Below are 10,254 nucleotides of genomic sequence, written 5' to 3'. Positions count from 1 at the left end.
GGGGGCCGACGCAGGAAGCGCGGCCGCAACAGGGTTCACGCCGGGGTGGGCAGCCAGCCCAGGCAATGCCGTGGCAACCTGATGTGCGGGTTAGCCAGGCGGCCCAGAGCGGTCGCGGCTTCGCGCCGCGGCCGGACCAGATGCGTGGTCTGCCGCAGGAGTCCCAACGACAGGAGCAGGCGATCCAGCGTCAGCAGTTCGACCAGCAACGCCAGACGGAAGAACGCCAGCGGCAGTCCGCGGAATTCCAGCAGCGTCAGCAGCAGGCGCTGCAGCGACAGGCGCAGGACCAGCAGCGGCAGCAACTCGATCAGCAGCGCCAGGCGCAAGAGCGTCAGCAGATGGATCAGCAACGGCAGTCGCAACAGCGTCAGCAGCAGTTCGATCAGCAGCGCCAGGCGCAAGAGCGTCAGCAGATGGATCAGCAACGGCAGTCGCAGCAGCGGCAACAGCAGTCGGACCAGCAACGGCAGGCGCAAGAACGCCAGCAGATGGATCAACAGCGGCAGGCGCAGCAGCGGCAGCAGCAAATGGACCAGCAGCGGCAAGCGCAAGAACGCCAGCAGATGGATCAACAACGGCAGGTGCAGCAGCAGCAACAGCAACAGCAACAGCAGCTCGAACACGCACGCCAGTTCCAGGAGCAACAGCGCCAGCAATTCGAGCAGCAGCGTCAGCAGGCCATGCAGCGGCAACAGGTGGATCAGCAGCGCCAGGCGCAGGAACAACAGCGGCAGGTACAGGAGCAGCAACGGCAGATGCAGGAGCAACAGCGCCAACAGCAGGACCGCCAGCGCCAGATCCAGCAGCAACAACAGCAACAACAGCAGCAGCAACAGCAACAGCAGCAACAACGGGCGCAGCAGGAGCGCGCGCGTCAGAGTCGTGAGGAACAGGCACATAACGACGGTCGTTGATGAGTCCGTGGTGTTTCACCCTCGCCAGCTAGCGGGATAGGGGGTGGATGTCCAGCGGCACCTCCTGAAAGACAAAGGGCGTCCGAATCATCGGACGCCCTTTGCTTTCTCTCCACTTGCGATTCTAGTTATGGCGCTGGCTTGCCCGCCAGCAGGGTCCCACTCCTCCGTCGTCTCTCTCCGGCGGGCTGCTTACTTGCCCAGTTCCGACAGGCGTACCGGCGCGATCTTGCCGTTCTGCACCCAGCCAACCACGGTATCGGCCATGGAGCCGCCCTTGGCGTCGATGCCTTCCACCTCGTTCGGATTGACATCCTTCGGCAGCGTCTTGACCGCTTCGGGCATCTTCGCGCGGATGGCCGCTGCGTCGCTGGTGGTGCCTGCCAGCTTCATGGCATTGGCCAGCGCCCAGGTCATCGTGTAGTTCAGCGACATTTCCGTGGTGGCATCGCGACCGTCGTGCAGTTTCTTGTAGCGGGCGTTATAGGCCTGTGCCACCGGGCGTGCGTCGTTGACCAGCGGCATCACGCCGATCGAGCCTTCGAGCATGGCCAGACCGTTCGTGACCTTGGCCATTTCGTCCATCTTGGCCTGGTCCATGATGATGAAGCCGCCCTTGAAGCCAAGCTCGCGCGCCTGCTTGACCACCAGCGCGGTCGGCTCCGATGGGCCGCCGACGAACATCACGTCGGGTTTGTCGGCGATGGCGCGCGAAACACCGGTGTAGAAGTCGGTGGCCTTGGTGTACGACATCGGATTGTTGCCCACCACCTTGCCGCCCGCGCCTTCCCAGGCCGGCACGAACGCTTGCACCCAGGCCTTGGCGTAGTCATGGTCGGCAGGTACCAGCGCCACGTTCTTGCCAAAGCGCTTCATCTGCGCCTTGACGAACGGCTCGATGTAGCCGGTGTATGCCGGCGGGATGCGGATCGTCAGCTTGTTGCCGGCGTCGGTGATGCGCGGCACGCTCGAGTACGCCATCACCATGAACTTTTCCTGTTCATTGAAGGCCTGCAGCGCGAAGATGCCGCCCGAGTGGGGTACGAACACCGCCGGGGTCTTGTACTGCTGCACCAGGCGACGCGCATTGATCGCGGCTTCGGCAGGCGCGTACTTGTCGTCGAGCGAGACGACTTCCAGCTTGACCTTCTTGCCCTTGACCTCGAGGCCGCTGGCGTTGATCTCGTCGACAGCCATCTGGATGCCCGACAGCACGTTCTTGCCGTAGAGCGCCGCGCCGCCCGACAGCGGGCCGGTGTAGCCGATCTTGACCACTTCCTGCGCCAATGCCGGTGCCGATGCGACCAATGCCGCCACCGCGCATGCGGCCAGCGGGAAGAAACGACCCAATGTCTTGTACTGCATTGCTGTCTCCTTTGAGTTTTGACTGCGCTTGTTCTCTACGCCCTTATCGCCCTTTTCCCGCGAGTGAGAGAAGGGTGCATCCAGCCAGTTCGGCGAATCGAATTACCCGCCGATGTACGCCTTCCTGATCCCCTCGTCCTTCAGCAGCGTATCGCGATCACCTTCCATCACGATGTGACCGTTCTCGATCACGTAGGCGCGATGGGCGATGCCGAGCGCCGCGTAGGCGTTCTGCTCCGCCAGCAGTACGGTGGTGCCGGCGCGATTGATGCGCTGGATGATCTCGAACATCTGCTTGACCACCAGCGGTGCAAGACCCAGCGAGGGCTCGTCGAGCAGCAGCGCGCGCGGGCGGCTCATCAGCGCGCGGCCCAGCGCCACCATTTGTTGTTGCCCGCCAGACAGCGATCCCGCGGGATCATCCTTCTTCTGGAGCAGGATCGGGAACATCTCGTAGACCTCTTCGAGCGTCTTGCGGATGCCGGCCCGGTCACGGCGATGCACATAGGCGCCAAGCGTCAGGTTCTTCTCGACGCTCATTGCGGGGAACAGCTTGCGGCCCTCTGGGCAGTGCACGAGTCCCGCCTGCACGATTTGCGACGGCTTCATCCCGCCAAGCTCGCGGCCGTCGAAACGCATGCTGCCGCCGCTGATGCGATGGATGCCGCTCATCGCCAGGAAGATGGAGCTCTTGCCCGCGCCGTTTGCGCCAAGCAGTACCACAAGTTCTCCGGCGCCTGCGTGCAGCGAGATATTGTCCAGGGCGCGGAAGCTGCCGTACGACAGCGAGACGCGATCAAGCTGCAACATGGTCGGCTCCCAGGTAGGCTTCAATGACGTGCGGATCTTGCTGGATCTGCGCTGGCGTCCCTTCAGCGATCTTTTCGCCGTAGTTGAGCACCATGATCTTGTCGGCCAGTCGCATGATCATGTCCATCTTGTGTTCGATCAGGCAGACGGTCTTGCCGTGCCGGACCATCTTGCGGATCAGTTCGGCAAGGCCGACCGTCTCCTCCGGGTTCACGCCACCGGCAGGTTCGTCGAGCAGCAGAAGATCCGGGTCAGTGGCCAGCGCAAGCGCGAACGCCACGCGCTTGCGCGCTTCCTGGGTGATATCCGCAGCCAGTTCATGCGCCAGGTGTGACAGCCCGACGAAATCGAGCGCGGCCTCGGCCTTCTCCCGACACAGCTTCTCTTCTTCGCGCAGGCGGCGCGTGTTGAACAGCACGTCGGCCAGCCCGGACTTTGTGCGGAGCCGATGGCCGACGATCAGGTTGTCGAGCACGGTCGCGCGGTCGAACAGCGAGGTGGCCTGGAACGTGCGCGCCACGCCCAGGCGGGCGATCTGGTCCGCGCGCAGTCCGGCGACGTCCTGTCCCTTGAGCAGGATCTGGCCCGATGTCGGCGCATGGGTGCCAGCGATCAGATTGAAGAACGTCGTCTTGCCGGCGCCATTGGGACCGATGATCGCGTTGATATGGCCGGTCTCAAACGTTACGGACACATCGTGCACCGCGGTCAGGCCGCCAAATTTCTTGGTCAGATTGCGGATCTCAAGCATTCTCGGCTCCGGGGCGGGTGGTCGGGACGGACGTGGTTTGCGTCGGGCGCGCGGCGGCCATCTGTCCACGGCGCGCGGCGGCGGCTCGGCGGACTTGCCGCTTCAGGAACGAACCGACGATGCCATCCGGCACGAAGATGATCAGCAGGATCAGCACCGGACCGAACACGAGCATCCGGTAGTCCTGCAGGAACTGCAGGGTCTGCGTGACCCACGGTACCAGCAGCGAACCAAGCAGCGGACCGAGCAGCGTGCCCGTGCCACCGACCAGCATCGCCATGACCATGTCGAACGTGATGTCGGTGCGGGCGATGTCCGGACCCAGGAAGCGTACCTGGCCGGCATAGAGCGCGCCGGCGAATCCGGCGTAGCCCACGGAGAGCACGAACGACAGGACCTTGGTGCGCATCAGGTTGATGCCGAGCGCTTCCGCGAGAGCATCGCTGTTACGCACGGCCATGAAGCTGCGGCCGACCAGCGAGCTGACGATGCGATGCATGACGAATGTGCCCAGGGCCAGGAAGACCAGCACCAGGTAGTACTGCGCCTGTACGCTGTCGAAGGCGATCGGACCGATCGAAGCCGGGACCGGGATGCCGATCAGGCCTACCGCACCGTGGGTCAGGCTCTCCCATTTCTCGATCAGCAGATAGATGATGTAGCCCACGCACATCGTGAAGATCGAGAAGTAGTGCCCCTTCAGGCGCAGCGACACCGTGCCGACGACATAACCCAAAACCATGCAGACCACGCCGGACAACGCGAACGCGAGCCAGTACGGCATCTGATGGTCGACGGTCAGGATGCCCAGGGTGTAGGCGCCGATAGCCATGAAGCCGCCATGCGCGAGATTGAGCTGGCCCGTGTATCCGGTCAGCAGGTTCAGCCCGAGCGTGGCGATGGCCATGATGAAGGCCAGCGTCATCACCGTCAGGTAGTAGCTGTTGGGGACGGCCAGCGGAAACACGATGGCCGCGACGAACAACAGCGTCCAGCCGATTTTGCCTTGCATTGTTTTCATGGTGGTCTCCTGGTTCCTGTCAGGCGGTCTTGCCGGCGAACAGGCCCTGCGGACGCACCGACAGGATGATCACAAGCAGCAGGAAGGCGATGATGTCCTTGTAGTCGGTGGAGATGTAGAAGCCACCGAAGCTTTCGGCCATGCCGATGATCAGCCCGCCCACGATCGCGCCGGGGATGCTGCCCATGCCGCCGAGGATGATGATCACGAACGCCTTGGTGATGACCAGGTTGCCCATGCTCGGATAGACCAGGTTGATCGGCGCGTAGAGTGTGGCGGCGATGGCGGCCAGCGCGCCAGAGATCGCGAACACAAGCAGTGTCACGCGCATGGCGTCGATACCGACCAGCGCGGCGCCTTCGCGGTTCTGCGCCATGGCGACGATCGTCGAACCCGTGACCGTGCGCGTCAGGAACAGGTGGAGCAGCACCATCAGGCCGAATGCCGCGACGATGATCAACAGCCGTTGCAGTGGAGCGGTCAGGCCGAAGATCTCGACCATCTGACCATACGGCGTGGGCATGCGGTGGAAGTCGGCCCCCCACAGGGCCTGCGCGCCGGCTTCGAGAAACAGCAGGATGCCGATGGCGGCGATCATGTCGTGAACCTCGGGCGCATGGCGCAGCGGATAAAAGACCAGGCGGTCCGCCAGCATCGACAGCACGGCCACCACGACGGCCGCCGCCAGCATGGCCAGCCAGTAATTCATGCCCAGCGTGGTCATGGCGTAGTACGAGACATACGCGCCGGCCATGTAGAACGCGCCGTGCGCGAAGTTTGGTACGTGCAGGATGCCGTAGACCAGGGTCAGCCCGAGTGCGACCAGGCTATAGACGCCGCCCAAAGTCAGGCCATTGAGAAACTGCTGAAAAAACAATGCCATGAACCGTCTCCTTGCGCCGATACAGGGGTTTGTACCGACACTGTCTGTTGACGCCGTGACGTTCTCGCACGGTCGTTCTTTTTTGACGACTGTTGCATAGCGTTTTAAGTAGCGTCAAGCGATCGGACGTAGTATTCCGCTGTGCGAAATATGGGCTTGCAGAAGCCTTTCAGAACCTCCGCGTTATCCCTGATTTCAGTGTGAAAGTTGCGTCCGGACGGACCTTGCCTTACTTGCCGTGTGTATGACCTTTATTCTTTCCGCACATAGCACGGTCGTTCCTTGCCGGAAACTGATATGAAGTCGAAATGAAGCGCACAACCTCGATTCCGATGCCTGCCGATACCGCCCTGGTATCGGCCGATGCCGCGCGTCCCGCCGACGATGGGGATCGGAACTTCGTCACGGCGCTGGCCCGCGGCGTGGAGTTGCTGCGTGCGTTTGGACCGGACGATGACTTCCTTGGCAATGCGGAGTTGTCGCGTCGTACCGGCATCCCCCGACCAACCGTTTCGCGCCTGACGTACACGCTGGCCAGCCTCGGGTACCTCGTGTACGTCGAGGCCCAGGAGAAATACCGCATTGGCCAGGCGGCGATGCTACCTGCGCAGCGCTATCTCTCGGGGGCCGGCATTCGTGATATCGCGCAGCCGTTGATGCAGTCTCTGGCGTTTGCCACTGGCTGCACGGTGGCGCTGGCGGCGCCGGATCGTCACGATATGGTGTATCTCGAGGTGTGCCAGCCGCGTGGTGCGTTGGTGATGAGGCTCACGCCTGGCTCGCGGCTGCCGATGGCGACCTCGGCCATCGGCAAGGCGTGGCTGGCGGGCCTGACATCCGATCGGCGAGGCGCGGTGTTCGCCGAGCTCGAGCGTCACCACGGGCCGCGTTGGGCATCCATCCGCACCAAGCTCGAGCGTGGACTGCGCGAACACGCGCGACGCGGCTTCTGCATGGCGCACGCCGAGTGGGACCGTTCGGTGAGTGGCGCCGCCGCGCCGGTGAGTCTGGCGGATGGCTCGGAGGTGCTGTCGATCAACATCGGCGGGGCGTCCACGCGGCTATCGCCCGAAATTCTCGAAGGCAATCTTGGCCCCCGCATTCGCGAGCTGGCGGACGCGCTCGCGGCAAGACTCTGGCGGCCAGCCTGACCCAATTCATCGCAGACATCGAACCTTGGAGGCATGCATGGAAGTTCGCAACAAGACCGTAATCGTGACCGGTGGCGGCACCGGTATTGGACGCGCCCTGGTGCTGGCGTTTGCCCGTGCCGGCGCACGCGGCATCGCCGTGGCGGATATTGACGAGGCCGGCGCGTCGCAGGTGGCCGCCGAGGCAGTGGCGGCCGCGCCAGGCTGCCAGATCTTCTCGCAACGCGTGGACGTGGCAAATGCCGAAGCCGTGCAGAATCTGGTCGACACCGCCACGCAGCGTTTCGGTCAGGTGGACGTGTTCTGCTCAAACGCCGGCATCATCCTGCGCAAGGGCCTTGATGCCACCGCGGACGAATGGCAGCGCATCTGGGAAATCAACGTCATGGCGCATATCCACGCGGCCAAGGCTGCGCTGCCGCAGATGCTCGAACGTGGTGATGGGTACTTCGTGAACACGGTCTCGGCTGCGGGTCTGCTCTCGCAGATCGGATCGGCGCCTTATGCCGTGACCAAGCACGCGGCGATCGGCTTTGCCGAATGGCTGTCGATCACCTACGGCGACCGCGGCATCAAGGTGAGCTGCATCTGCCCGCAGGGTGTGCAGACGAAGATGCTGTTCGGCGAGGGCGGCGAGCGCAAGGGCTTCCTGCAGGCTGGTTCGGTCACGGCCGAGCACGTGGCTGAGAAGACGCTCGAAGGCGTCGCCAACGAGAGCTTCCTGATCCTGCCGCACCCCGAGGTGTTGGAGTACTACCGTCGCAAGGGGCAAGACTACGATCGGTGGCTGCGTGGCATGCGTCGGCTGCACGACCAGGTCACCAAGGAGTTTGGCAACATCGTCGTTTAACTCAGGGCCCCGCGCGGGCCTATCCCATATCCAGAGGCGAAAAGCCCGGAGAATCAGGAGACAGATCCATGTATGTACGAATGTTCACGCGTCGCCATGTCGTGGCGATGCTGGCTGCCGCGGCCTCGTTAGCGGCGATTCCCGCCGCGCAGGCGAACGATGCCTATCCGGCCAAGCCGATCCGCATGGTGGTCGGCTTTCCGAGCGGTGGTGCGCCGGACATTCTTGCGCGGATTTTTTCCGAGAAGTTCTCGCTGGGGCAGCCCGTTATCGTCGACAACAAGCCGGGCGCGGGCGGCAATATCGGCGCGGAGACGGTGGCCCGCTCAGCGCCCGATGGTTACACGCTGGCGCTGGGCACGGTCGGCACGCATTCGATCAATGGCGCGCTGTACAGCAAGATGCCCTATGACATGGTCAAGGACTTCACGCCCGTGATCCTGTTGGCGTCCACGCCGAACGTGCTGGTCGTGCATCCGTCCGTGCCCGCGAAGAACGTGCAGGAACTGATTGCGCTGGCCAAGGCCAAGCCGGGGCAGTTGACGTTTGGCACGCCGGGTATCGGTACGTCCTTGCACGTGGCGGGCGAACTGTTCAACACGATGGCGGGAACGAAAATCGAGCATGTTCCATACAAGGGGCGGGCGATGGCCATTCCGGACTTGCTGGGCGGCCACATCACGATGATGTTCGACAACCTGCCGTCCGCGCTGCCGGTGGTGAAGGAGGGCAAGCTGCGCGCGCTGGGCGTGACCAGTGCGCATCGTTCGGCCTCCGCACCGGACATCCCGACTATCGCCGAGCAGGGCCTGCCCGGTTACGAGGCAACATCGTGGTTCGCGGTCTTCGTGCCGGCACATACGCCGAAAGAGATCGTGGTCAAGCTGAACGCCGAGATGAACCGCATTTTCACGCAGCCCGACGTGCAGGCAAAGCTCAAGACGTTGGGTCTCGATCCGGTTCTCGGGACGCCTGAGAAGCTGGCTGAGTATCAGCGCAGCGAGATCGCCAAGTGGGCGAAGGTCGTGAAGGATTCTGGCGCGAAGGCGGACTAATACCGCATCTTCCCGGCAAGGGCCGGGGCTCTCGCGAGTCCTGGCCCTTGGGTAGTCAGGCGTCCGGCTCGGCCGCGCCTTCGGTCGGTGCGGGCAGGGCGTCGCGCAGCCGGCTGAAGCTGATGATTGCGCCGATCGCCGCCACGCAGGCGGCGGCGAAGAGCGCGGTTCTCGCCGCACCAGCGTTGTCTAGGCTGAACAGCAGCGCGACCACTGCGGTTCCCGTGGTCTGTCCCAGCAGACGCGTCGTTGCCTGAGCACCGCTGGCACCGCCGCTTCGCTCACGTGGCGTGGCGCCGATCATCGCCCGGTTGTTCGGGGACTGGAAGAAGCCGAAGCCGATACCGCACAGCGCGGTGCGCCAGGCGATATCGAAGCTGCTGGCGGTTGGCGAGAGCAAGGCCAGGCCAATCAGACCGGTAGTCAGCATAATCAGACCCGCGCCTGCCAGAATGCTGGCCGGATAGCGGTCCGACAGCCTGCCGGACAGCGCTGCCATCAAGGCGACCATCAGCGGCCAGGGGGTGATCAGCAAGCCCGTTTCCTGCAGGCTGCGTCCAAGCTGATACTCGAGATAGAACGGCAAGGCTACGAACGCGAGCATCTGCGTCATGAACGAGCAGAACGATGTGCCGACAGCCAGCGTGAAGGCGCGGCTCGCGAACAGATCGACCGGTACCAGCGGCGCCGGACGCCCGCGTTGGCGACGCACCAGCAGCCAGCCGAGGACGATGGCCAACGCGATCCCGATCGCGCCAACGACGCGCAGTGTTGCGTGCCCCATGCTGTCGACGCCGAGGATAAACATGCCGAAGACCACTGCGGACAGCACGGCGCTGGGATAGTCGAACGCGCGCGGCTGGGCCGGTGTGTCAGGCAGCGCCCAGCGCGAGATCCATAGCGCGACGATGGCCACCGGTACATTCACCGCGAACAGCCACGGCCAGCTGCTGATGCCAAGGATCAGCGCGCCGAGTGAAGGGCCAACGGCGATCGTCACGCCAACCACCAGCGCGTTGAGTCCGATACCGCGTCCGAGCTTGGTCGGCGGATAGATGAATCGCACGAGCGCGGTATTGACGCTCATGATGCCGGCACCACCGATGCCCTGGATGACACGGGCCGCCACCAGCATCGGCAGGTTCACCGCGCATGCGGCGAGCAGCGATCCGATGAGGAAGATTGCCAGCCCAGTCCGGTACACACGCTTGTAGCCGAGGATGTCGCCCAGTGACGACAACGGCAACAGGCAGATGGTAACGGTCAACTGGTAGGCATTGACGACCCAGATCGTGCTGGCGGCTTCGGCGTTAAGCTCACGGGAGATCGATGGCAACGCGATATTGGCGATCGAGCCATCGAGCACGGCCATGATGAGACCGCAGAAGACGGTCAGGATTGCCCAGGCACGCTGGGGATAGGGGAGTCCTTGATGGGGCTGCATGGAACGG

The 10,254-nt window shown here is 63.7% G+C and carries 10 protein-coding genes; 3 read left to right on the top strand and 7 right to left on the bottom strand.

The window, feature by feature from the left end:
- Positions 1–35: 35 nt before the first annotated feature.
- From D769_RS32265 to D769_RS08030, 6 genes are all read right to left on the bottom strand, one after another.
- Positions 36–902: a hypothetical protein gene (locus tag D769_RS32265; protein ID WP_008643865.1), complete on the bottom strand. Its 867-nt coding sequence runs from the start codon at positions 900–902 to the stop codon at positions 36–38.
- Between the two features lie 207 nt (positions 903–1,109).
- On the bottom strand, positions 1,110–2,282 hold the full coding sequence (locus D769_RS08050; protein ID WP_008643864.1) for an ABC transporter substrate-binding protein: 1,173 nt from the start codon (positions 2,280–2,282) through the stop codon (positions 1,110–1,112).
- A 102-nt stretch (positions 2,283–2,384) separates the two neighbouring features.
- Positions 2,385–3,092: an ABC transporter ATP-binding protein gene (locus D769_RS08045; protein ID WP_008643863.1), complete on the bottom strand. Its 708-nt coding sequence runs from the start codon at positions 3,090–3,092 to the stop codon at positions 2,385–2,387.
- Entirely contained in the window at positions 3,079–3,843 is a 765-nt protein-coding gene (locus tag D769_RS08040; RefSeq protein ID WP_008643862.1) for an ABC transporter ATP-binding protein, read from the bottom strand. Before D769_RS08040 ends, D769_RS08045 begins: the two co-directional genes overlap by 14 nt.
- Positions 3,836–4,864 (bottom strand): branched-chain amino acid ABC transporter permease, encoded by a 1,029-nt coding sequence (locus D769_RS08035; RefSeq protein WP_008643861.1) that lies wholly within the window; start codon positions 4,862–4,864, stop codon positions 3,836–3,838. The genes D769_RS08040 and D769_RS08035 overlap by 8 nt, the downstream gene beginning before the upstream one ends.
- A 19-nt stretch (positions 4,865–4,883) precedes the next feature.
- Complete coding sequence (locus D769_RS08030; protein ID WP_008643860.1) at positions 4,884–5,747, bottom strand: branched-chain amino acid ABC transporter permease; 864 nt, start codon at positions 5,745–5,747, stop codon at positions 4,884–4,886.
- A 308-nt stretch (positions 5,748–6,055) separates the two neighbouring features.
- On the opposite strand from D769_RS08030, the gene D769_RS08025 reads away from it, so the two are divergent.
- The 3 genes from D769_RS08025 to D769_RS08015 all read left to right on the top strand — a co-directional run bounded on the left by D769_RS08025 (position 6,056) and on the right by D769_RS08015 (position 8,803).
- A complete protein-coding gene (locus D769_RS08025; protein WP_008643859.1) occupies positions 6,056–6,898 on the top strand; it encodes an IclR family transcriptional regulator in 843 nt (280 codons plus the stop codon).
- 37 nt (positions 6,899–6,935) lie between these two features.
- Positions 6,936–7,748: an SDR family oxidoreductase gene (locus D769_RS08020; protein WP_008643858.1), complete on the top strand. Its 813-nt coding sequence runs from the start codon at positions 6,936–6,938 to the stop codon at positions 7,746–7,748.
- A gap of 68 nt (positions 7,749–7,816) precedes the next feature.
- Complete coding sequence (locus tag D769_RS08015) at positions 7,817–8,803, top strand: tripartite tricarboxylate transporter substrate binding protein (protein WP_008643857.1); 987 nt, start codon at positions 7,817–7,819, stop codon at positions 8,801–8,803.
- 55 nt (positions 8,804–8,858) lie between these two features.
- Here the strand turns inward: D769_RS08015 and D769_RS08010 are convergent, their stop codons facing one another.
- The gene (locus D769_RS08010; protein ID WP_008643856.1) at positions 8,859–10,247 is read right to left on the bottom strand and encodes an MFS transporter; all 1,389 of its coding nucleotides are present in this window, start codon (positions 10,245–10,247) and stop codon (positions 8,859–8,861) included.
- Positions 10,248–10,254 lie beyond the last annotated feature (7 nt).

The organism is Cupriavidus sp. HMR-1, assembly GCF_000319775.1.
Classification (GTDB): domain Bacteria; phylum Pseudomonadota; class Gammaproteobacteria; order Burkholderiales; family Burkholderiaceae; genus Cupriavidus; species Cupriavidus metallidurans.
This window is presented reverse-complemented; position numbering and strand designations above follow the sequence as displayed.

Excerpts from the sequence above, each read along its gene's own strand:
- D769_RS32265 (WP_008643865.1), bottom strand. The coding sequence starts at position 902 with ATGTGCCTGTTCCTCACGACTCTGACGCGCGCGCTCCTGCTGCGCCCG.
- D769_RS08050 (WP_008643864.1), bottom strand. The coding sequence starts at position 2,282 with ATGCAGTACAAGACATTGGGTCGTTTCTTCCCGCTGGCCGCATGCGCG.
- D769_RS08045 (WP_008643863.1), bottom strand. The coding sequence starts at position 3,092 with ATGTTGCAGCTTGATCGCGTCTCGCTGTCGTACGGCAGCTTCCGCGCC.
- D769_RS08040 (WP_008643862.1), bottom strand. The coding sequence starts at position 3,843 with ATGCTTGAGATCCGCAATCTGACCAAGAAATTTGGCGGCCTGACCGCG.
- D769_RS08035 (WP_008643861.1), bottom strand. The coding sequence starts at position 4,864 with ATGAAAACAATGCAAGGCAAAATCGGCTGGACGCTGTTGTTCGTCGCG.
- D769_RS08030 (WP_008643860.1), bottom strand. The coding sequence starts at position 5,747 with ATGGCATTGTTTTTTCAGCAGTTTCTCAATGGCCTGACTTTGGGCGGC.
- D769_RS08025 (WP_008643859.1), top strand. The coding sequence starts at position 6,056 with ATGAAGCGCACAACCTCGATTCCGATGCCTGCCGATACCGCCCTGGTA.
- D769_RS08020 (WP_008643858.1), top strand. The coding sequence starts at position 6,936 with ATGGAAGTTCGCAACAAGACCGTAATCGTGACCGGTGGCGGCACCGGT.
- D769_RS08015 (WP_008643857.1), top strand. The coding sequence starts at position 7,817 with ATGTATGTACGAATGTTCACGCGTCGCCATGTCGTGGCGATGCTGGCT.
- D769_RS08010 (WP_008643856.1), bottom strand. The coding sequence starts at position 10,247 with ATGCAGCCCCATCAAGGACTCCCCTATCCCCAGCGTGCCTGGGCAATC.